The sequence below is a fragment of the Mycobacterium sp. NGS15 genome, assembly GCF_059813245.1.
This window is the reverse complement of record NZ_JCALEF010000001.1, coordinates 437,782-458,606: the sequence shown is the minus strand read 5'-3', so window position 1 is coordinate 458,606 and position 20,825 is coordinate 437,782. Positions and strand designations below refer to the sequence as shown.

The 20,825-nt window shown below is 64.2% G+C and carries 18 protein-coding genes; 7 read left to right on the top strand and 11 right to left on the bottom strand.

The features are described from left to right. Positions 1 to 95 precede the first annotated feature (95 nt). The 3 genes from AC5Y5C_RS02140 (at position 96) to AC5Y5C_RS02130 (ending at position 3,959) form a co-directional block, all read left to right on the top strand. A complete protein-coding gene (locus tag AC5Y5C_RS02140; RefSeq protein WP_499969298.1) occupies positions 96 to 2,870 on the top strand; it encodes an MMPL family transporter in 2,775 nt (924 codons plus the stop codon). After that, positions 2,867 to 3,397: a helix-turn-helix domain-containing protein gene (locus AC5Y5C_RS02135; protein ID WP_499968595.1), complete on the top strand. Its 531-nt coding sequence runs from the start codon at positions 2,867 to 2,869 to the stop codon at positions 3,395 to 3,397. The genes AC5Y5C_RS02140 and AC5Y5C_RS02135 overlap by 4 nt, the downstream gene beginning before the upstream one ends. Positions 3,398 to 3,509: 112 nt before the next feature. Further along, a complete protein-coding gene (locus AC5Y5C_RS02130) occupies positions 3,510 to 3,959 on the top strand; it encodes a CD225/dispanin family protein (protein ID WP_499968593.1) in 450 nt (149 codons plus the stop codon). 59 nt (positions 3,960 to 4,018) lie between these two features. Here the strand turns inward: AC5Y5C_RS02130 and AC5Y5C_RS02125 are convergent, their stop codons facing one another. Further along, entirely contained in the window at positions 4,019 to 5,254 is a 1,236-nt protein-coding gene (locus tag AC5Y5C_RS02125; RefSeq protein WP_499968591.1) for a GNAT family N-acetyltransferase, read from the bottom strand. 80 nt (positions 5,255 to 5,334) lie between these two features. Between AC5Y5C_RS02125 and AC5Y5C_RS02120 the strand changes: the two genes are divergently transcribed. Beyond that, the gene (locus AC5Y5C_RS02120) at positions 5,335 to 5,754 is read left to right on the top strand and encodes a CoA-binding protein (RefSeq protein ID WP_499968589.1); all 420 of its coding nucleotides are present in this window, start codon (positions 5,335 to 5,337) and stop codon (positions 5,752 to 5,754) included. Here AC5Y5C_RS02120 and AC5Y5C_RS02115 read toward each other — a convergent pair. After that, entirely contained in the window at positions 5,741 to 6,451 is a 711-nt protein-coding gene (locus AC5Y5C_RS02115) for a hypothetical protein (RefSeq protein WP_499969297.1), read from the bottom strand. The genes AC5Y5C_RS02120 and AC5Y5C_RS02115 overlap by 14 nt on opposite strands. An 8-nt stretch (positions 6,452 to 6,459) precedes the next feature. Continuing rightward, positions 6,460 to 6,942 (bottom strand): hypothetical protein, encoded by a 483-nt coding sequence (locus tag AC5Y5C_RS02110; RefSeq protein WP_499969296.1) that lies wholly within the window; start codon positions 6,940 to 6,942, stop codon positions 6,460 to 6,462. A gap of 123 nt (positions 6,943 to 7,065) precedes the next feature. On the opposite strand from AC5Y5C_RS02110, the gene AC5Y5C_RS02105 reads away from it, so the two are divergent. Continuing rightward, the gene (locus tag AC5Y5C_RS02105; protein WP_499968587.1) at positions 7,066 to 9,048 is read left to right on the top strand and encodes a M13 family metallopeptidase; all 1,983 of its coding nucleotides are present in this window, start codon (positions 7,066 to 7,068) and stop codon (positions 9,046 to 9,048) included. Positions 9,049 to 9,111: 63 nt separating this feature from the next. On the opposite strand, the gene AC5Y5C_RS02100 is transcribed toward AC5Y5C_RS02105, so the two are convergent. From AC5Y5C_RS02100 to AC5Y5C_RS02085, 4 genes are all read right to left on the bottom strand, one after another. Next, positions 9,112 to 10,122 (bottom strand): L,D-transpeptidase, encoded by a 1,011-nt coding sequence (locus AC5Y5C_RS02100; protein WP_499968585.1) that lies wholly within the window; start codon positions 10,120 to 10,122, stop codon positions 9,112 to 9,114. Positions 10,123 to 10,347: 225 nt separating this feature from the next. Then, entirely contained in the window at positions 10,348 to 11,508 is a 1,161-nt protein-coding gene (locus AC5Y5C_RS02095) for an acyl-CoA dehydrogenase family protein (protein WP_499968583.1), read from the bottom strand. Continuing rightward, positions 11,505 to 13,472 carry an acetyl/propionyl/methylcrotonyl-CoA carboxylase subunit alpha gene (locus AC5Y5C_RS02090; RefSeq protein WP_499968581.1) on the bottom strand — a complete coding sequence of 656 codons (1,968 nt, stop codon included), beginning with the start codon at positions 13,470 to 13,472 and terminating at the stop codon, positions 11,505 to 11,507. The genes AC5Y5C_RS02095 and AC5Y5C_RS02090 overlap by 4 nt, the downstream gene beginning before the upstream one ends. Positions 13,473 to 13,503: 31 nt before the next feature. Continuing rightward, entirely contained in the window at positions 13,504 to 15,081 is a 1,578-nt protein-coding gene (locus AC5Y5C_RS02085; protein WP_499968579.1) for a carboxyl transferase domain-containing protein, read from the bottom strand. 103 nt (positions 15,082 to 15,184) lie between these two features. Between AC5Y5C_RS02085 and AC5Y5C_RS02080 the strand changes: the two genes are divergently transcribed. Then, positions 15,185 to 15,787: an SACE_7040 family transcriptional regulator gene (locus tag AC5Y5C_RS02080; protein WP_499968578.1), complete on the top strand. Its 603-nt coding sequence runs from the start codon at positions 15,185 to 15,187 to the stop codon at positions 15,785 to 15,787. Here AC5Y5C_RS02080 and ricR read toward each other — a convergent pair. From ricR to AC5Y5C_RS02065, 3 genes are all read right to left on the bottom strand, one after another. Continuing rightward, a complete protein-coding gene (gene ricR, locus AC5Y5C_RS02075; RefSeq protein ID WP_070937980.1) occupies positions 15,784 to 16,086 on the bottom strand; it encodes a copper-sensing transcriptional repressor RicR in 303 nt (100 codons plus the stop codon). The genes AC5Y5C_RS02080 and ricR overlap by 4 nt on opposite strands. A 5-nt stretch (positions 16,087 to 16,091) precedes the next feature. After that, positions 16,092 to 16,736, bottom strand: coding sequence for a DUF305 domain-containing protein (locus AC5Y5C_RS02070; protein ID WP_499968576.1), 645 nt, complete (start codon positions 16,734 to 16,736; stop codon positions 16,092 to 16,094). Positions 16,737 to 16,810: 74 nt separating this feature from the next. Then, positions 16,811 to 18,193 carry a WS/DGAT/MGAT family O-acyltransferase gene (locus tag AC5Y5C_RS02065; RefSeq protein WP_499968574.1) on the bottom strand — a complete coding sequence of 461 codons (1,383 nt, stop codon included), beginning with the start codon at positions 18,191 to 18,193 and terminating at the stop codon, positions 16,811 to 16,813. A 109-nt stretch (positions 18,194 to 18,302) separates the two neighbouring features. Between AC5Y5C_RS02065 and ilvD the strand changes: the two genes are divergently transcribed. Then, entirely contained in the window at positions 18,303 to 20,006 is a 1,704-nt protein-coding gene (gene ilvD, locus AC5Y5C_RS02060; RefSeq protein ID WP_499968572.1) for a dihydroxy-acid dehydratase, read from the top strand. A gap of 72 nt (positions 20,007 to 20,078) precedes the next feature. On the opposite strand, the gene AC5Y5C_RS02055 is transcribed toward ilvD, so the two are convergent. Further along, positions 20,079 to 20,804 carry a TetR/AcrR family transcriptional regulator gene (locus AC5Y5C_RS02055; protein WP_499968570.1) on the bottom strand — a complete coding sequence of 242 codons (726 nt, stop codon included), beginning with the start codon at positions 20,802 to 20,804 and terminating at the stop codon, positions 20,079 to 20,081. Positions 20,805 to 20,825: the final 21 nt, after the last annotated feature.

Sequence of the window (20,825 nt, the reverse complement as noted above, 5' to 3'; positions counted from 1 at the left end):
GGGGCGCGGTTGGTCGCGTTGCTGTAGCATCACGACCACGCCACAGGAGACTGCGTGCGTCACACCGAACGACAGGAACCATCGTGCAGTCAGTCATGATGCGCACCAGCGACTACCTTCGCAGGTATCGATGGCTGACCGTCGCTGTCTGGCTGATTCTTATTGTCGCGGCGGTAGGCCTGGTGGCCGGCCGGGGCGAAAAACTCACCGGCGGCGGTTTCGAAGTCGCCGGATCGCAGTCACTGAAGGTGCACGACGCGATGGAGACCGGATTCCGCGAGCACGGAGCCTCTCCGCTGGCGCTGGTCGCCGCACCGCGGCCCGATGCGACCGTCGCCGATATGACGGCCGCCGTCGATTACCTCAAACAGGTGGCGGCACAGATTCCTCAGATTTCGGTCGAGCCCATTCCCCCACAGCTGACGCCGCAACCGGACCGCCCGTTCGTCGTCACCCTGCGCATCGGCTTCGACAACACCGGCGCGACCGATATCGCCAAGGACCTCCGCAAGAAGATCGGTGTGCACGGGGGCCAGCCCGGGCAGATCGCCGGCGGCCGGGTATCCCTGTATGTCATAGGCCAAGGCGCGCTGGGTGCCGCGATGACCGAACAGATCGCCGGGGACATCAAGCAGGCCGAAAAGTGGAACATCCCGGTCATCCTCATTGTGCTGATCGCCGCGTTCGGGTCCCTCGCCGCAGCCTCCCTACCCTTGCTCTTGGGTCTGTGCACGGTGGCCTTGAGCGTCGCGATCGTCCTCGCGCTGTCCAACATCACCACTATCTCGGTGTTCGCCCTGCCGACGGTCACCATGATCGGCCTTGCCGTCGCGGTGGACTATTCCCTTTTCATCCTCATGCGATACCGGGAGGAACTGAATTCCGGGAAGAACAGACAAGAGGCCATCGCGGGGGCCATGGCCACCTCGGGCCTCACCGTCACGTTCTCCGGGCTGACGGTGATCGCCGCCCTCGCCGGTATCTACCTGATCGGAACCCCCGCGTTGGCGTCGATGGCCTCCGGCGCCATCATCGTCGTCGCCATCGCCGTCCTTACCTCCACCACGCTGATGCCCGCGCTGCTCGCCATCTTCGGCAAGGCCGCCGCCAACCAGTCCCGGTTTTTGCGTGCCTCACCGCTACGCAAGCATTCAATTCCGTTCTGGCGCAAGTGGACCCAGGAGGTAATGCGCCGGCCATGGCTTTCCGCACTCGGCGCCTCGATATTCCTGCTCGCGCTCGCTGCGCCGAGCCTGCAGATGCAGGTCTCCAACAGCATGCTGCGTCAATTCGATTCGTCCCATGAGATCCGGCGGGGCATCGACGCTGCGGCCGTCGCCATGGGGCCGGGCGCGCTCGGACCGGTGCAAATACTGCTCACCTTCGACGGCGACGCGAACAACCCGGCCCACGCGCAGGCCCTCGAGACCGCCAAGGAGACGATCGCGCACGCCCCGAATATCGCGCAGGCCTCGGATCCGATCTTCTCCACGGGCGGACATGACGCGTTGATCTCGGCCGTGCTGTCGGTAGACCCTGAGGCGACTGCTGCGCGCGATACCGTCAGTTGGCTACGCGCCAATGTGCCCGACGCACTCAAGGACTCGGGTGCCGAAATCAACATCGGCGGACCGACGGCACTGCTGTTCGACTACGACAACCGAGTCGAACATTCCCTCTTGGGTGTGTTCGCGTTCGTCTGTGTACTCGCATTCGTCATGCTGCTGGCCACGCTGCGCTCGCCGGTGCTGGCACTCAAGGGCGTGGTGATGACGGTGCTCTCGGTCGCCGCCGCTTACGGCAGCCTGGTGGTCGTCTTTCAATGGGGATGGCTGGAGTTCCTGGGCTTCCAGAAGGCCAATATCGACAGCAGTATCCCTCCATTGGCCCTCGCACTGACCTTCGGTCTCACCATGGATTACGAGATCTTCTTGCTGGCACGTGTGCGCGAACGGTACCTGCGCACTGGTGATTGCGCCGACGCTGTCTCGTTCGGTGTGCGCACAAGCGCACGCACCATCACCAGCGCGGCACTCATCATGATCGCGGTGTTCATCGGATTCGCCTTCGCCGGAATGCCATTGGTGGCGCAGCTGGGCGTCGCGTGTGCGGTGGCGATCGCCGTCGACGCGACGGTGGTGCGCTTGGTGCTGGTGCCTGCCTTGATGGCGATGTTCGACCAGCGCAACTGGTGGTTACCCGGCTGGCTGGACCGGGTGCTTCCCACCGTGGACTTCGAAACCCCATGTGTCGACGAGCTTCCGGGACCACATACCGAGAGTGCGCTGCGACTTCAAGGATCCGGGCTCGAGGAACCGCGCATCGACTATCACGCCATCGCTGTCTCTGCGGCCCGACTCAAGCGCCTCGCCGATGGCGGCACCGTCACCGCACCCGACACGCAGTCGGTGCTCGTGGAGCGCTGGCGTGACAACTTGACTGTGGCCCTGGAAGCCTTACAGGCCGGCAAAAACGGAATGGACACCGACACAGTCGGAATGCCCGGCCCCCTGTCTCGAGTGACACCGGTCGAAATCACGCAGGTGAAGCTGCCGACGGGACAGAAGTGTGTTGTACCCACCGACGCCGAAGCACTGCGTATGCAGGGGCTGTTGTTGATGCGCCGCAATGCCGAACGTGATTACACCGAGTTCGCCCGGCTGGCTTCGCTGATGGAACCGCAGACGGCGGCGAAAGTCCTCGCGGGGATCGATCAGCATTACTGTGTACAGTCCAATCAGAGGTGGGTTTCCAGCCAGCTGGTCCGCAGACTCGCTGACCCGAAGCCCGGCGACGGAGCCATGGAATGCCCCACGGTGCGCAGGCAGTGCCTGTCCGTGGCGGTAGCGATGTTGGAGGATGCGAGGTGACGGTCACGAGCGACGCTCCAGCCGTTTCACCCGAAGTGCCTGACGAGCCTTCGGGTTCCAGCGCCACCGGCTCCAGTTCCGCCGAGGCCGCCCAACCCGGGCGCAGGGACAAGCCGGTAACCCACTGGACCACCTCCGAGATACTCGATGCTCTGCAAAGTGGCGACCTTTCCGATTGGCAGGCGATCGTCCACGCGCTCAAACGCGATCCATTCGGGCGGACCGCACGCCAGGTGGAAGAAGTGGTGGGGTCCGATGAGCTCTACGGCATTTCGACCGTGCTGCAGGAAGTCCTGACCCGCGCACGCGACAACCTTGCCGAAGCCGAACAGCGAGAAGCCGCCAACGAGATCAACCTGCTGTTCGAGGCTTCCGGTCTGCGTGCGGCCGAGTTTGCTTCCCGCATCGGTGTTTCACGTGGCGAGCTCTCCTCATACCTGACGGGCACGACCAGCCCATCGGTCGCAATGCTGGTGCGGATGCGCCGGGTAGCCCGACGGTTCGGGCGCACCCGCCCCCGCGGATGACAACTGCCTGCATCTGACGACTTCATCCGGGTACCTGCGTAACCAATGTCAGTTGCCTGGGAGCTGTCCGATCGTTATGGCAGCCCGCCTGAAATCGGCCTAACCTCGTGCCATGACCGACGAGACAAAATCTGACGAACCTACGGGCGCCATTTCGGCGCCCACTCCCACGCCCCCGCCCGCACCGACGGCCACCGCGGGAGCACCGACGCCCCCGCCCACCAATGTCGGCTGGGCAGTTGCTGCCGTTGTCTTCTTCTGGCCGTTGGCCTTCAGCGCATTCACCAATGCGCTGAATGTCACCCAATTCTGGCTCACCGGCCAATTCGACCGTGCTCAGGAATCCTCGGACCGCGCCAAACTACTCGGCAAGATCGCCCTGCTCACCGGCCTGGTGCTGCTGTTCCTGTTCATCGCCTTCCGCATCGCGTGCGCCATCTGGTGGCACACACACGGCGGTGGTGGCGGTGGCTGGGGACACCACGGCGGCTGGCACCGCACGTGGGATGACGACGGATGGAACGGCCCAGGCCCCATGGGCCGTCCGGGTCGCGACAACTAGATCCGGCGGGCAGGAGCGCTGGGGTACCTCCCGCTCGGGACGGCCGACGCGGGGTTCGTCTAGAAGTCATCGGGCGCACTGGGTGCAACGGGCCAGCCAAATGCGATGGCGGCCCGTTGCACCGCCCCTGCTCGCAGTTCCCTGACTAGGCCGGCTCTGGCGAGCGCCTGCAGGCTCACCCCGCCCATATAGACGGATCCGAGATCGCGCACGGTCACCGCGATATCGGCTTCCTCCGTGGTGATTTCGCACGTTGCATCGGTCAGACTTCCGCGCAGGCGGTACCGTCCCGAATTCTCCGGCAGGAATTCGTCGGTCACCTCCAACACCACGTCCACCGCGGTGCAGTACCGCCGCTGCGACAGCGCCCCCGGAATGTCGACCAATCGCACGTGAATCGCATCGCCCAAGGCGCATTCAAGCGCCGAATGGTTGGCCACCAGGTAACGCAGCTCCTCATGCACCGATGCGCCGTGATACTTGATCTTGCGGACCAGATCCATATCCAACAGATAGCGCCACGTCCGGGCGTAGGCGCGCGGGTTGGCGCCCAGCACCTCTTGCACATGTAACTCGGCGTCGGGGCCGGCATCGCCCCACCCCGGCTTCGGCCGATAGATGGCAAATCCGCTGACTCTTCCGTCGGATTCGTAATGCAGGACGAAGCGGATCTTGCCGGACTCCTTCTGGCGTTCCTCGTTGTCGAGAGTCCAGGACGCCCACCACTCGGGGGTACGGGACATCTGGCCCGGCAGCTCGGCGATGGCGTCGTCGTAGATGGCAGGGGCCGACGCCAGGAACGTGGCGGCGTCGACCTCTTCCAGCGTGCCGTCACCGAGGTCCACATCCGGCCGGAAGGCCAGGTCCTTGACCCGCCCGGACAATTCCGCCGCTTCTGTCGCGACTCCATAGCCAAATCGCCCGTAGATCAACGCTTCCGAGGCGAACAGCATGGCAATGGCCTCGCCGCGCGCGCGGACATCTTCCAGCTGATGACGCATCATCGCGGTCAACAGACCCCTACGACGATGCGTTGGCGACACCGTGACCGCGGTGATGGCGGCCACCGGTGCGACCGTTCCACCCGGCAGCACCACGTGACGGGAGAGGGCTCCCGCCGTCGACACCCACTTGCGTCCGTTGTGGAATCCGATCATCCGGTCCAGCTCGATGACCTTGCGGTTGACCTCGATCTCGTCCTTCTGCAGGTCTTGCAGAAACACGGAGTACGACGAGGTCATATAGGACTCGTAGTCGTCCTCATCGTGAATGGTGCGTAGGGTCAGATCAGACACATGCCCATGTCTACCGTGCCATGCCTAGGCCTGTCACTCGAGTTTTCGGCGTGCTACGGGTGAGGAGGAAAGGAACCGCGGTGTGGACTGCCCCCGATGACGCGGCGATCGCCCAGATGCTGCTCGAAACCAAGACCATTGCCATCGTAGGAGTTTCGGCCAATCCCGAGCGGCCGAGCCACGGCGTCTACCGCTATCTGGCCACACATAGCCCCTACCGAATTTTCCTGGTGAATCCGACCATCTCCGAGCTCGACGGCGAGAAGGTCTACCCGAGTCTTGAGGCGCTGCCGGAGGCGCCCGACCTTGTCGATGTGTTCCGCCGCCGCGAAGAATTGGCGGGCATCACTCAGGAGGCCATCGACATCGGCGCACGCACGCTGTGGTTCCAGCTTGATCTCGTCGACGTCGATGCCGCGAACAAGGCGGCCGACGCCGGGCTGCAGGTCGTAATGGACCGCTGCACCGAAATCGAATTCGCGCGTATCAGTTCGCATTAGCCCTTTGGGGTCGAGCGCCGATTCGGTCGATCGGTGCGATGGTGTCCACAAGCCAGCGGCCGTCGCGTTTGGCGAGCGTCATCCGCAGCGCCAGCACCGACTCCTCGGGTTGCGTCTTGGCGGCCGCACTGGTGCGTCGCACCAGTGTGGCCGTCACCGCGTCTTCGGGCCCAAGGGCCTCGATACCGACCGAGATGATCTCGCCCTGCTGCGAGATCCCCTTGGCCTTCAGTTCCGCAGTGGCCCGGTCGAAGTCACGCGCGAAGGACTGCCCCTGCCCCTCGGTCATGTGTTCGGTCGCCTTGCGCACGTAGGAGTCCGGGCTCCCCGGGGAGAAGTTCACCACCGCCTCCGCGACCGTCGCAACGACGTCGGTGATAGCCGAACGGTCCGCGTTGCCCTCCCGGTCGGGCACCGTCCAATACCGGTACCCCACGACAGCAACGGCTAGCACCGAGATCGTGGCCAGGGCGACAATTGCGGTGCGGAGCACCGGCCCCTCGTCGTCCGTGCCGACCGTGACCGAATCCCGCCTGGCCAGGTAGGCATTCACCACCAAACCCTGGGCGATGAGCAGGCACGAGGCCGTACACACCACCACCCACCATGTGGGCCAGCGCAGGATCACGCCGATCTCGGCGATCGCCACTACTGTCGCCAACGGCGCCAGCAGGTCAAAGAGAATGACTCGCAACATATTCCGGCTCATCGCAGGAGCTCCAGACCGGTCACCAGTAGCTGGTCTTCGATTTTCGACACCGCGAGCCGCAGGTGCCACTGGTTGACCTTCGGGGACGCCTTCGCGTCCCGCGTCACCGAGGTGGCCACCACCATGACGCGGTCTACCCGCTCCACGGACGGCAGACCGATGTCCTCATCCGGAACCTTTGCGCCGCGCCTGTCGATAACCACCGAATCGATCTCACCGGCGGCATCGGCGTCGACAGTTCGCGCGAGCTTCACGACGCCCGCGATCATCTCCCCCAAATGGTCGCTGAGCTGCCCGGCGGTACCGTCCTGCAGCGTCTGCACGCTGGCATCGACATTGCTTTTCTTCATATTGATCAGGGTGTTCACCCAGTTCACAGCGGTGTCGAGAACGCGGGAGTCGTAACGGTCACGAGCTACCTGGCCGCGATGCCCGGTGCTGACGAGGACCGAAAGCACTAGGGCGACAACCGCGATCACACCAAGAACCGCCGACAACACGCCGTACCGGGAGAAGACGGGTCCATCCCCACCGCCGAGACTGGATGCCGGGTCGTCTTTGCTCACGGGCCTCACCCTAGCGACCCATGCCACCATGGATGGGTGACGACAGAAACCGTGCTGCCAAAATCCGGTATCGACCTGAGCCACCGCGATGAATCCATCCGCCCGCAGGATGACCTGTTCGGGCACGTCAATGGGCGCTGGCTCGCTGAATACTCCATTCCGGCCGACCGTGCCGTCGACGGCGCGTTCCGGACGCTGTTCGACCGCGCCGAGGAACAGGTCCGCGAGATCATCACCGAAGCGAGCGACGCGGGCGCGGCCGAAGGCACCGAATCCCAGAAGATCGGTGACCTGTTCGCGAGCTTCATGGACACCGAAACAGTCGCGGCGCTCGGGCTGGCGCCGCTCCACCAGGAGCTAGACGGTATCGCCTCGGCGCCCGATGCCACCACGCTGGCCGCCGTCATGGGCGCGTTGCAGCGAGCCGGCGCCGGCAGCGGGGTGGGCTGCTACGTGGATACGGACGCCAAAGATTCCTCGCGCTACCTCCTGCACATCAGCCAGTCCGGTCTCGGCCTGCCCGACGAGTCCTACTACCGCGAAGAGCAGCACGCGGCCACGAGGGCCGCCTACCGTTCCCACATCGCCGCCATGTTCGCGCTGGTCTATGGCGAGGGTGAACACACCGATACCGCCGACCGAATCCTCGCGCTGGAGACCAAAATCGCCGCGGCGCACTGGGATGTGGTGAAGCGACGCGATGCCGAGCTGAGCTACAACCTGGTGAAGTTCGCCGACCTGGAGCACACCGCACCCGGGTTCGATTGGTACGGATGGCTATCCGGGCTGGGTGCCACTAGCGGCCAAGTCACCGAATTGGTGGTGCGACAGCCCGACTACCTGACCGCCTTCTCCGGTCTGTGGGCCTCGGAGCCATTGAGCGACTGGAAGCAGTGGGCAAGCTGGCGGCTCGTCTGTGCCCGCGCGCCCTACCTCACCGAACCACTGGTGGCCGAGAATTTCGATTTCTACGGACGCACGCTGTCGGGCACCGAGCAGATCCGCGACCGGTGGAAGCGCGGTGTCGCGGTGGTCGAGTCGCTCCTCGGCGAGGCCGTGGGCAAGCTCTATGTCGAGCGCCACTTCCCGCCGAATGCCAAGGCGCGTATGGAGGTTCTCGTCGATAACCTCCGCGAGGCGTATCGGGTCAGCATTGCCGACCTGGAATGGATGACGCCGGAGACCCGTGCGCGGGCTCTGCAGAAACTCGATAAGTTCACCCCGAAAATCGGCTACCCCGCCACGTGGCGTGACTACTCGATGATCGCCATCCGTCGGGACGACCTGCTGGGAAATGTGCGGCGAGCCACGGCAGCGGAGTGTGATCGAGGTCTGGCCAAGCTGGCGGGCCCCGTCGATCGGGGCGAATGGTTCATGACTCCCCAGACGGTCAACGCCTATTACAACCCGGGCATGAACGAGATCGTCTTCCCCGCAGCGATTCTGCAGCCGCCTTTCTTCGACGCGGATGCCGACGATGCCGCCAACTACGGGGGCATCGGCGCCGTCATCGGTCACGAGATCGGTCACGGATTCGACGATCAGGGCTCCAAGTACGACGGCGACGGCAACCTGGTCAACTGGTGGACCGACACCGACCGCGACGAGTTCGGCGTGCGCACCACGGCGTTGATCAAGCAGTATGACGAGTTCGTACCCCGCGAGCTCGCCGGTCAGCACGTGAACGGCGCGTTTACCGTGGGTGAGAACATCGGAGATCTGGGTGGCCTGTCGATTGCGCTCCTGGCCTATGAGATCTCGCTGGGGGACAACCCCGCCCCGGTCATCGACGGGCTCACCGGTGCGCAGCGTGTGTTCTACGGCTGGGCACAAGTCTGGCGTACGAAAGCCCGCGAAGCCGAGGCGATCCGGCGCCTATCGGTGGATCCGCACTCACCACCGGAGTTCCGGTGCAATGGGGTGGTGCGCAATATCGATGCGTTCTACGAGGCCTTCGAGCTGAGCACCGAAGACGAGCTGTTCCTGGAAGCCGATCAGCGCGTGCGCATCTGGAGCTGACCTCCGCAACGAGAAAGCCCCCGACCAATCGGCCGGGGGCTTTCTCGTATTGCGCCGGAGAATCTAGAAGCGCTGCCAATCGTCATAGCCGTCGTAATCCTTGTAAGGACCACCGGGCGAGTTTTTCACGATTACCGGGTCGCCGGGGTGGGACTGGTTGAAGTACCAGGTGGCGTTTTCGGTGCTCAGATTGATGCAGCCGTGGCTGGTGTCTTGCTTACCTTGCGCACCCACCGACCACGGCGCCGCATGGACAAAGATGCCGGAGTTGGAGATGCGGGTAGCCCAGAACACGTCGAGCTTGTAGCCCTCAGCCGAATTGACCGGCACCCCGTAGGTGGACGAGTCCATCACCATCTTCTGGAACTTCTCGCTGACGTAGTACGTGCCGTTCTTCGTCTCGTGCTTCTTGTCGTGCTTACCCATCGACATCGGCATGGTGCGTTCCACGACGCCGTTCCGGGTGACCGTCATCGTGTACGTCGCATCATCGACCGTCGACACGAAGGCGTCTCCGACCTTGAAGCTCCACTTGGTCCCACCCGCATTCACGTTCACATCGGTGTTCGCGGGCCAGAACTGCGTGGGCTTCCAGCGCAGCTGCTGATCGGTGTACCAGTAGAAGTATCCCGGCACCGACTTCGAGGTGGTGATCTTCACGGCGGCCTCGGCGGCCTTCTTGTCCGTCACCGGAGCCGCGAAGACAATCGTCACGGGCTGGGCCACACCGACGACGTCACCGTTATTGGGCGAGTTCTTCAGCAGTCCTACGGGCAGCGGCGGCACATCGCCGGTCGGAGGCGCTCCAGGAGGCGGTGTAGTCGGCGCCGGTGGCGGCGGAACCTCACCGGGAGGCGGCGCATCGGGCGCGGGCGGCGGTGGCGGCAGCTCCCACGGCAGGGGTGGGGGTGGCGGAAGCTCACCGGGAGGCGGCGGGGGCGCCGGTTCTTCGATACCCGGGTCGCCGGGATCACCCGGGTCTGCGAGAGCAGGAACCACCCCGGCACCCAGCAGTCCTGCGACACAGATACCGCTGACGAGGGCGCGCCGGAACCAACGAGTTAAGACAAGCATGCTCACTCCTGTAGACACGACACACCCAGTGTGTCATAGGGTTCGTCGCCACCAGGCGACACGATGTTTCACCTGCTCGAGAAAACGACTCTTGACCAGGTCTTATCTCCGTTGATTAGAAAAGGTCACATTCATAACCCCGTGGGGGTACCTGATGCGACACAGCACGCCGGGCGGCCCATAAGGAGGCCCAGGTCGCCCGCCCAGCTAAATACTCCCGACAGGTTACCGGTTCAGGGCCCGGGCGATGAGCATCAGCTGCACCTCGCTCGTCCCCTCGCCGATCTCCAGGATCTTGCTGTCCCGATACTGGCGGGCGACCGGAGACTCGTTCATGAATCCCGCTCCCCCGAAGATCTGGGTGGCGTCACGGGCGTTGTCCATGGCCGCCTCACTGGCGATCAGCTTGGCGATCGAGGCCTCGGTCTTGAACGGCTTGCCCGCCAGCAGCAGCGCGGCAGCGTGGTAGTAGGCCAGCCGGGCCGTGTGCGCGCGTGCCTGCATCCGGGCGATCTTGAACGAGACCGACTGGTAGTCGATGATCGCGCTGCCGAAGGCCGGGCGGCTGCGTGCGTAGCGAAGGCTTTCGTCGACACACCCCTGTGCGGCACCGGTTGCCAACGCCGCGATGGCGATACGCCCCTCGTCGAGGATGCGCAGAAATCCCGCATACCCACGGCCACGCTCACCCAGCAGGTTCTCGTAGGGCACCCGCACGTCGTCGAAGCTCAGTGGATGTGTATCCGAGGCATGCCAGCCAACCTTGTCGTACCCCGGCTCGACGGTAAATCCCGGTGTTCCTGCGGGCACGTGAATAACGGAGATCTCCGGCATACCGTCCGCGGAACGTCCGGTCACTGCCGCGACGCCCACCACCGCCGTGATATCCGTCCCGGAGTTGGTGATGAATGCCTTGGAGCCGTTGATAATCCAGCTGCCGTTATCCTCGACGGCCCGGGTGCGAATCGAACCGGGTATGTCGGTACCACCTCCGGGTTCCGTCAAACCGAAGGCCGCCAACGATTTTCCGGAAGCCAGTTCGGGAAGCCAGCGGTTTTTCTGCTCCTCGCTCCCAAACCGGTAGATCGGCATGGCGCCCAGCGACACGGCCGCCTCGAGTGTGATGGCCACACTCTGGTCCACCCGGGCCAGTTCCTCCAGAGTCAGGCACAGCGCGAAGTAGTCGCCGCCCATGCCGCCGTACTCCTCCGGGAAGGGCAGACCGAACAGCCCCATGTCACCCATCTGCGCCACCACCGCATACGGGAAAGTCTTGGTGGCGTCGTGATGCGCGGCAACCGGAGCCACCACCGAATTGGCGAACTCCTCAACGGTTTTGCGCAGCGACTCGTACTCGTCCGGCAGCTCCGCGGTGCTGAATGTCATGCTCTTTCCTCCTCGGGAGTGACAGTCGGGTGGATGGTGGCCAGCAGCTGATCGACAGCGACCTGGTCGCCGACGGCCACCGAAACGGCAACCGTTCCGGCCATCGGTGCGCGCAAGGTGTGTTCCATCTTCATGGCCTCGACCACCACAACCGGCGCATCGCGTTCGACGACGGAGCCCGTGCTCACCGACACCACACGTACGACCCCGGGCATGGAGCTACGGATTTCCCCGTCCTCGTCCTCACCGTCGTGGTGCCGCAGCCGGGGTTCGGGTGCGATATCGGCCTGCCAGGTCCCTTCCTCGGTTGCGATCCATGCCGCGGCACCGGCCCGTGCCGCATCCGCGCGGAACAGCTGGCCGGCGAACTCGACGCTCACTTGTCCTGTCGCACAATGAGCCCTGGCCCGCACACGCCCGCCGTCGCCGATGCCGACTTCGGTCACCGGGTCACCCCAGAGCCGGACCAGTTCGGCCGATTCGCCGATCCGCAACCGATAGGAACGCGGCGCGTGTTCGCCGATACGCCACCCGGACTTGCTATTCCACAGCGCCCCGGATTCGGGCTCGTCGTCCAACAACGCCGACGCCGCCACCCACACCCAAGAGGGGGCGACGGGAGGGTGGTACTCGGACGCGATCTTGTCGAGCAGAGCCGTATCGATGTCTCCCGAGAGCACAACCGGGTGGGTCACCAGCGCACGCAAGAAGTCAATATTGGTGCCTACGCCGAGTATCCGAGTCTCCGCCAGAGCCTGGTCGGCGGCGGCCAGCGCGGTGTCGCGGTCGGCCGCGTGCACGATGACCTTGGCGAGCATCGGGTCGAACCGAGAACCCACCACCGACCCCGTCGCCAATGCCGTGTCCGTGCGGGCACTACCCGAAAATCGGGCCAGTGCAACCGTTCCGCCGGTCGGTAGGAATCCACGGGCCGGATCTTCGGCATACACCCGCGCCTCGACTGCGTGACCGGTCAGCGAGATCTGTTCTTGCGTCAACGGGAGTCGTTTCCCGGCCGCGACGAGCATCTGCCACTGCACCAGGTCGATACCGGTGATCATCTCGGTGACCGGATGTTCCACCTGAAGCCGGGTGTTCATCTCCATGAAGTAATAGGACTCAGGGGTATCGCCGTCCAGGATGAACTCGACTGTTCCTGCGCCGAAATATCCCACGCTGCGTGCGATCTCGCATGCGGTCTGCCCCATTGCGGACCGCAGTTCCGGAGTCAGTAACGGTGACGGTGCCTCTTCGACCACCTTCTGGTGCCGACGTTGCAGACTGCATTCACGCTCGCCCAGGTGCACCACATTGCCGTGAGTGTCGCCGAAGACCTGAACCTCGATATGCCTAGGGCGGGCAAGATATCGCTCGACCAGCAAGGTGTCGTCACCGAAGATCGCGGTGGCCTCGCGTCGAGATGCGACCAGGGCATCGGGAACCTGACTCAGGTCGTGCACTACCCGCATGCCCTTACCGCCACCACCTGCGGACGGCTTGATGATCAGCGGGGTCCCGATCTTTTCGGCCGTGACGACCAGCTCGGCATCCGAGAGTGCGCCTATGCTGCCCGGCACAACCGGCTCGCCTGCCGCGGCAACCGTGTCCTTGGCCCTGATCTTGTCGCCCATCGCATCCATGGCTTCGGCGGGCGGTCCGACGAAGACGATCCCCGCGGATTGACATGCGCGGACGAAATCCGCGCTTTCCGAGACGAATCCGTATCCCGGGTGAATGGCGTCGGCGCCGGTCTGTTTGGCAGCCCTGATGATCGCATCGATGTCGAGATAGCCCGAGGATTCCTCGCCGAGGCGCACGGCCGCGTCACAGGCACCGAGGTGGTCGGTGTCTCCGTCGGTATAGATCGCGATGGATCGAATTTCCATGGCCCGCAGTGTTGATGCGATGCGGACCGCGATCTCGCCGCGGTTCGCGATAAGTACTGAACGAATCACTGGCTGCATCCTCTGTTCTTCGCGCAAGCAGTCATCACCGTCACATCCTGAAGACGCCGTAGGAAACCGGTTCAAGTGGTGCGTTTGCGCAGATTCCCAGCGCCAACCCGAGCACCGTTCGGGTGTCGGCGGGGTCGATGACCCCGTCGTCCCACAGGCGGGCCGTCGAGTAGTACGGATTGCCTTGCCGTTCATACTGTTCACGTATCGGCGCCTTGAACGCTTCCTGCTCGTCCGCGGTGAACTCCTTGCCCGATGCCGCGCCCTGATCGGCGCGCACCGTGGCTAGCACCGAGGCGGCCTGTTCACCACCCATCACCGAGATACGGGCGTTTGGCCACATCCAGAGGAATCGTGGCGAGTACGCCCGCCCGCACATCGAATAGTTTCCGGCCCCGTAGGAGCCACCGATGACCACGGTCAGCTTGGGCACCCGCGCACACGCCACGGCGGTGACCATCTTCGCGCCATGTTTGGCGATACCTGCGGCCTCGTAATCGCGACCCACCATGAATCCGGAGATGTTCTGCAGGAACACCAGCGGGATCCGCCGCTGATCGCACAGCTCGATGAAATGGGCCGCCTTCATCGCACTTTCGGCGAACAACACACCGTTGTTCGCGATGATTCCGACCGGGTGCCCATGCAGCCGTGCGGTTCCCGTCACCACCGACTTTCCGTACTCCGCCTTGAACTCGGTGAAGGTACCGCCGTCGACCAACCTGACAATCACGTCGTGCACGTCGTACGGAATGCGCGGATCGGTGGGTACCACGTCATACAGCGTTTCCGGAACACGTTCCGGCGCAATCGTTTCGACGACCGGCCAGGGCGTTTCTGCTCTGGGCGCCAGCGTGGACACGATGCGACGCACAATCCGCAGGGCATCCTTGTCGTCGGACGCCAGGTGGTCGGTCACCCCCGAGGTACGCGAATGCAGGTCGCCACCGCCGAGCTCCTCGGCCGTCACCACCTCGCCGGTGGCGGCCTTCACCAGCGGCGGACCGCCCAGGAAGATCGTGCCCTGCTTGCGCACGATGACGGCCTCGTCACTCATCGCCGGCACATACGCGCCACCCGCGGTGCAACTGCCCAGCACCGCAGCGATCTGCGGAATTCCCTTGGCGCTCATGGTGGCCTGGTTGTAGAAGATCCGCCCGAAGTGCTCGCGGTCCGGGAACACCTCGTCTTGCTTCGGCAGAAACGCGCCGCCGGAGTCCACCAAATAGATGCAGGGCAGCCGATTCTGTAGCGCGACTTCCTGGGCGCGTAAATGCTTCTTGACCGTCATCGGGTAATAGGTGCCGCCCTTAACCGTCGCGTCATTGGCCGCGATAACGCATTCGCGCCCCGAAACACGACCGATACCGGCGATCATGCTCGCCCCGGGAGCGTCGTCGCCATACATGCCGTTGGCCGCCAGCGCCGACAGCTCCAGGAACGGACTGCCCGGGTCGAGCAGTGCCTCGACCCGATCACGTGGCAGGAGCTTGCCGCGGTCCACATGCCGTTGCCGGGACTGTTCAGTGCCGCCGAGCGCCGCACGCGCGAGCCGCTCCCGCAGCTCGGCGACGAGCCGGGCGTGCTCAGCCCTGTTCTGCTCACCCACCAGAGTCATACCCAGCTCCGAAGTCTTGAAATTTCAGTTAATGACGATTAACTTGTTTTAAGATAATCTTCGCTAACTGATTTGTCTAGACCGAACCGCCCAAGAAGGTTTTATGACCAACCTGATACCCGAGTCGACAACTCCGAACAAGCGCGAACGCGCCAAGGCGGATCGCCGGGATCAGCTGCTGAGCGCCGCGGCGCGGCTGCTAGCCATGCGCGGATATGCGCGGGTGCGATTGGAAGATCTCGGCTCGGCCGTTGGCATCAGCGGCCCAGCGATTTACCGACACTTCCCGAACAAGGAAGCGCTCCTCGTGGACCTGCTCACCGATATCAGCCGTCGACTCTTGGAAGGCGGGACGGCGGTCGTGGAAGCGGCGGCGACGGCATCGGAGGCCTTGTCTGGCCTCATCGATTTCCATCTCGACTTCGCGCTCAACGAGAGCGACCTGATCCGGGTGCAGGATCGCGACCTCGATTCGCTACCGGAGAGCGCACGTCGTCAGGTACGCCAATACCAGCGCCGTTACGTCGAGGCGTGGGTGCAGGTGCTCTGCCAGGTCCAGCCCGACCTTGACGAATCGGACGCTCGAATCAAGGCCCACGCCGCCTTTGGTCTGCTGAACTCCACGCCCTACAGCGCCGGCCGGTCGGCACCCGCGCAGACGCGGGCCGTGTTGCGGCACATGGTGGTTGCCGCGCTGAGCTCCTAGCTGCGCACCAGCCGGGCGATCGCCGCGGAGGCCTCTGCCAGCTTCTCGTCGGCGTCGGCGCCGCCGGAGGCAACGGCGTTGGAGACACAATGACCGAGATGCTCGTCGAGCAGTCCGAGTGCGACAGACCGCAGCGCGCTCTGTGCGGCGCTGATCTGAGTCAGCACGTCGATGCAGTACTTGTCCTCGTCGATCATCTTGGCGATACCGCGCACCTGCCCCTCGATACGCAGGAGCCGCTTGGCGTAGTCATCCTTTTTCAGCGAGTAACCATGTCCGGTCGAAGTCTTGGTGGTCATGTCCATTATCCCTTGAGAAGGCCTTGCATCGTGTCGATCTCAGGCTGCTGATTATCGATGATCTGTTGCGCCAACTGCTTTGCTGAAGGGTACTGGCCCCCGGAGAGTTCCGCATTCGACATGGCGACGGCGCCCTGGTGATGAGCGATCATCGACTGCAGCCACAGCTGGTCGAAGACCTCGCCATTGAGGGTCTTCATCCGGTCCAACACCGGCGTGTCCACCATGCCAGGCATATGGCCCGCGGGGTCATGTCCCTCTGGCATCAGTGGCTGCCCCCAGCTCTTGAGCCACTCGGTGAAGGTGTCGATCTCGGGCCGCTGCGCGGTCTCGATGTTGGTCGCAAGCTCCAGTACCGCCGGGTTGGCGGTGCGCCCCTCCGTCAATTTGGACATCTCGACGGCCTGCTGGTGATGCATGATCATCTGCTGCGCAAAGGTCACATCGGCATCGTTGTGATCGGATGCCGGAGCCGTCGCGGGATTGGTATCGAGCGTCGTCGTCATTCCCGACATCCCGGAATGACCCGAATGGTCGGACTTCGTCTCGCTCCCATTTTTCGTGCCCGCATTTTCCGAGCTACACGCCGACAGAATCAGCACCGCAGCAGCAGCGCCGGCAAGGATCGCAGTCCGAGTTCGGTTTCGCATGCCACCATCGTAGCTCACATACCCCCATAGGGTACAAAGTTCCGATATGGCATACCCCTCGCGGGTACGGCGGCCTAAACGACCGAGTCCTCCAGCTGCGTCAGTGCCTCCTCCAGATGAGTGAGGATGCGCTGCAGATGCGGCACACTCGTGCGGCATCCGGTCAGCCCGAAATGCATCGATGATCCGCTGCTGGTGCACGTGATATTCAACGCCACGCCATCGATCGGAATGGACGCCGGGTAGCAGCCGTCCATCTCGAAGCCGTTCCAGAACATGTCGGTGCGGGGGCCGGGGACATTAGAAATGATCACGTTGAACGCAGGAGCGGCCCGGTCCACCAAACCCGGGATGGCACCGCTCAACGCCGGAGCACCGTTGAGCGCACCGACCAACATCCGCTGCAGGGGTGTCATCTCCGAGAGCACCGACTTGGCGGCCTGTACCGAGTCCCGGATCGCGCTGAACCGCTCCAGTGGATCCGGCTTGTCGGTCGCCAGGTTGGCAAGCAGCGCGGTGACCGAGTTCCCCGCGTTCTGATCCCCCTCCGCCCGGATCGACACCGGACACATCGCGACGAGAGGCTTGGCCGGAAGCGCGTTCTGTTCCTCCAGATACGTGCGTAACGCGCCCGAGCACATGGCGAGCACCACGTCGTTGACGGTGCCGCCCAGCGCTTTGCCGACCTCTTTGATCCGCGTCATCGACCAGGTTTGCGCCGCGAACCGCCGTGCGCCTCCTATCGAGACATTCAGCATCGTGTGCGGTGCCGACAGCGGCCTGACAAGCTGCGGGTCCGACAGCGCATGACGCCCGTACCTGAGCAGACCAGGGGGAATGGACACAACCTGCCTTACCGCGCCGGCCGCGCCCCTGACCAGGTCCAGTGCCGAGGTATTCGTGGTGCTCACGATGCTGCTCTTGGCCCGCCGCTTGGCCGGGGCCCACACCGCCTGACAATCGCGCGCGTCGGGATCGTCGGACAGCGAGCGCATCATCATCCGCAGCGCGCCGACACCATCGATAACCGCATGGTGCATCTTGGTGTAGACCGCCAGCCTTCCGTCCGAAAGCCCTTCCACCACATGCATTTCCCACAATGGCCGGTGCCTGTCCAATGGGGAGCTGTGCCAGCGGGAGGTGACGGTCAACAGTTCACGCACCCGGGCCGGGCGGGGCAGCGCCGAGCGGCGCACGTGATACTCCCAGTCGACCTCGTCGTCGATGATCCAGGTGATGTTGCCCATGACGGCCAGCGGCTGCCCGGGTCGTTTGCGGAAGTCCGACGACACCTCGGTGGTGGACATCAGCTGTTCGTAGAACACCTCGGCGTAGTCCGGGCCCACGTCGGCGGGCGGTTTGAACAGCTGAAGGCCACCAACGTGGAAGGGATGCTCACGCGTCTCGCCGATGAGGAACATCGAGTCACTGACCGGCATAAATGGCATGGCGGCCATGCTGCCACTTTGCCCGGCTTCCGGAGGCGGAATCCGCGGCGATGAGCCGCTGGCGCGGAGAGCGAATCCCCTTTGACCGGCTAAGTAGCCAACGGGGATACTTAGACGCATGTCAGCCCACGACGCACCCGATATCAAGCCGCGCAGTCGCGACGTCACCGATGGTCTGGAGAAGACCGCCGCCCGTGGAATGCTGCGCGCGGTAGGCATGGGTGACGACGACTGGGTCAAGCCGCAGATCGGTGTCGGTTCGTCGTGGAACGAGATCACCCCCTGCAACATGTCCCTGCAGCGGCTGGCCCAGTCGGTCAAGGAGGGCGTGCATGCGGCCGGGGGCTACCCGCTGGAGTTCGGCACCATCTCGGTGTCCGACGGCATCTCGATGGGCCATGAGGGCATGCACTTCTCGCTGGTGTCCCGCGAGGTGATCGCCGACAGCGTCGAGACCGTGATGCAGGCGGAGCGACTCGACGGGTCCGTGCTGTTGGCCGGATGCGATAAGTCGATCCCCGGAATGCTCATGGCCGCAGCACGTTTGGATCTGGCCTCGGTGTTCTTCTACAACGGATCGATCATGCCCGGCAAGGCCAAGCTGACCGACGGCACCGAGAGGGAAGTCACCATCATCGACGCCTTCGAGGCGGTAGGCGCCTGTGCACGCGGCCTGATGTCGCGCGAGGACGTCGATATCATCGAGCGCGCCATCTGTCCGGGCGAAGGTGCCTGCGGCGGCATGTACACCGCCAACACCATGGCCAGCGCCGCAGAGGCTCTCGGAATGTCATTGCCGGGCAGCGCCTCTCCCGTTGCCATCGACAAGCGCCGCGAGGAGTACGCACGCAAGTCCGGCGAGGCCGTCGTCGAGATGCTGCGGCGCGGCATCACCTCGCGCGACATTCTCACCAAGGAGGCCTTCGAGAATGCCATCGCCGTGGTGATGGCGTTCGGCGGATCCACCAACGCGGTGCTGCACCTGCTCGCCATCGCCAAGGAGGCCGAGGTCGAACTGTCCCTGGCCGACTTCACGCGCGTCGGCAACAAGGTGCCGCACCTGGCCGACGTCAAACCGTTCGGCCGCCACGTGATGAAGGACGTCGACGAAATCGGCGGGGTGCCGGTGGTGATGCGGGCCCTGCTGGATGCCGGGCTGCTGCACGGCGATTGCCTCACGATCACCGGCGAGACCATGGCCGAGAACCTCGCGCACATCGCCCCGCCGGATCCGGACGGCAAGGTGCTGCGCGCCATGAACAACCCGATCCACCCGACTGGCGGTATCACGATCTTGCACGGCTCATTGGCGCCGGAAGGTGCCGTGGTGAAATCGGCCGGCTTCGAGTCGGACGTGTTCGAGGGAACTGCAAGGGTTTTCGAGCGGGAGCGCGCAGCCCTCGATGCGCTCGAGGATGGCACCATCACCCACGGCGATGTCGTCGTCATCCGCTACGAGGGTCCCAAGGGCGGCCCCGGTATGCGCGAGATGCTGGCCATCACCGGCGCCATCAAGGGTGCCGGGCTGGGCAAGGATGTCCTGCTGATGACCGACGGCCGCTTCTCCGGTGGCACCACCGGGCTGTGTGTCGGGCACATCGCGCCGGAGGCCGTCGATGGCGGGCCCATCGCGTTCGTCAAGGACGGTGACCGCATCCGGCTCGACGTCTCCAACGGCAAGCTGGACCTGCTGGTCGACGAGGCCGAGATCGAAAAGCGCCGTGAAGGGTTCGAGCCGTTGCCCCCGCGGTACAAGACCGGCGTACTGGCCAAATACACGAAGCTGGTGCAGTCGGCCGCCGTCGGAGCCGTCTGCGGCTAGACCCTCCGGCTTCTCTTGAGTGGCTTCTCTTGAGTGCGGGGTGGCTCCCACGGCAGACGGAAATCTTCGCCGCTAAGGGAGACGCGCGGGATCGCGATAACGCTGCGCGGTGCGTGCGATTTCCTCCGGCTCCGGAAGCGGCTCTCGACTATCGAGGTAGACGCCGCCCGCGCGCAGGTTGTCCTCGACGATGAGCCAGATCCGCCGGACCAGGCTTTCGATCAACCGCTCTTGAGAGATCTCCCCCGGCTGGTCAAGCCAGTAACTCACCGAGGTCTCAGCCATCCCGACGATGCCCATCGCCAAGAGGTCGGTATCGGTCTCGATCCCAAACGCTTCGAGGTAGACGGCAAATACCCGCGAAAGATGCTGTCCCGTCGACATTTTAATATCGGCGATGGCGTCAGGTGTGTCCGATCCCTCCGACAGCGAGCAGCGCGCCAGGTACCGATACAGGTTGCGGTGCCCCACCAGAAAACGCACGTATGCACCGATACCCGCGTCGATGATCTGCGCCATCGAACCGAGCGGCTGCCACACGGGCTCAAGCTCGGCGATGATCATGTCGCTGGCCCGCTGGGCGACGGCACGCTGCAAGTCCGCCGCGTCGCTGAAATGCCGGTAAAGCTTTGTTCGAGTAACCCCGACGTACACCGCGATCTGCTCCGTGGACGTCTGCGGTCCGTGCTCGGCGATGGCGGCCAGGGCAGCCTCGACGAACTCAGCCCGCCGCCGTTCGCGCTGGCCGTTCCACCTGCCAGCTGGGAGTTCTGGGCCGTCGGGCTGCACGAGACTCACTCTAGCAATGAGGTGGTACGT

What these genes read in the sequence shown, in the direction of transcription:
- AC5Y5C_RS02140 (WP_499969298.1), top strand. Translation starts at nt 96, where the DNA reads ATGATGCGCACCAGCGACTACCTTCGCAGGTATCGATGGCTGACCGTC.
- AC5Y5C_RS02130 (WP_499968593.1), top strand. Translation starts at nt 3,510, where the DNA reads ATGACCGACGAGACAAAATCTGACGAACCTACGGGCGCCATTTCGGCG.
- AC5Y5C_RS02115 (WP_499969297.1), bottom strand. Translation starts at nt 6,451, where the DNA reads ATGTTGCGAGTCATTCTCTTTGACCTGCTGGCGCCGTTGGCGACAGTA.
- AC5Y5C_RS02100 (WP_499968585.1), bottom strand. Translation starts at nt 10,122, where the DNA reads ATGCTTGTCTTAACTCGTTGGTTCCGGCGCGCCCTCGTCAGCGGTATC.
- AC5Y5C_RS02095 (WP_499968583.1), bottom strand. Translation starts at nt 11,508, where the DNA reads ATGACATTCAGCACCGCGGAGCTGCCGGACGAGTACGAGTCGCTGCGC.
- AC5Y5C_RS02090 (WP_499968581.1), bottom strand. Translation starts at nt 13,472, where the DNA reads ATGCAGCCAGTGATTCGTTCAGTACTTATCGCGAACCGCGGCGAGATC.
- AC5Y5C_RS02085 (WP_499968579.1), bottom strand. Translation starts at nt 15,081, where the DNA reads ATGACTCTGGTGGGTGAGCAGAACAGGGCTGAGCACGCCCGGCTCGTC.
- AC5Y5C_RS02080 (WP_499968578.1), top strand. Translation starts at nt 15,185, where the DNA reads ATGACCAACCTGATACCCGAGTCGACAACTCCGAACAAGCGCGAACGC.
- ricR (WP_070937980.1), bottom strand. Translation starts at nt 16,086, where the DNA reads ATGACCACCAAGACTTCGACCGGACATGGTTACTCGCTGAAAAAGGAT.
- AC5Y5C_RS02070 (WP_499968576.1), bottom strand. Translation starts at nt 16,736, where the DNA reads ATGCGAAACCGAACTCGGACTGCGATCCTTGCCGGCGCTGCTGCTGCG.
- AC5Y5C_RS02065 (WP_499968574.1), bottom strand. Translation starts at nt 18,193, where the DNA reads ATGGCCGCCATGCCATTTATGCCGGTCAGTGACTCGATGTTCCTCATC.
- ilvD (WP_499968572.1), top strand. Translation starts at nt 18,303, where the DNA reads ATGTCAGCCCACGACGCACCCGATATCAAGCCGCGCAGTCGCGACGTC.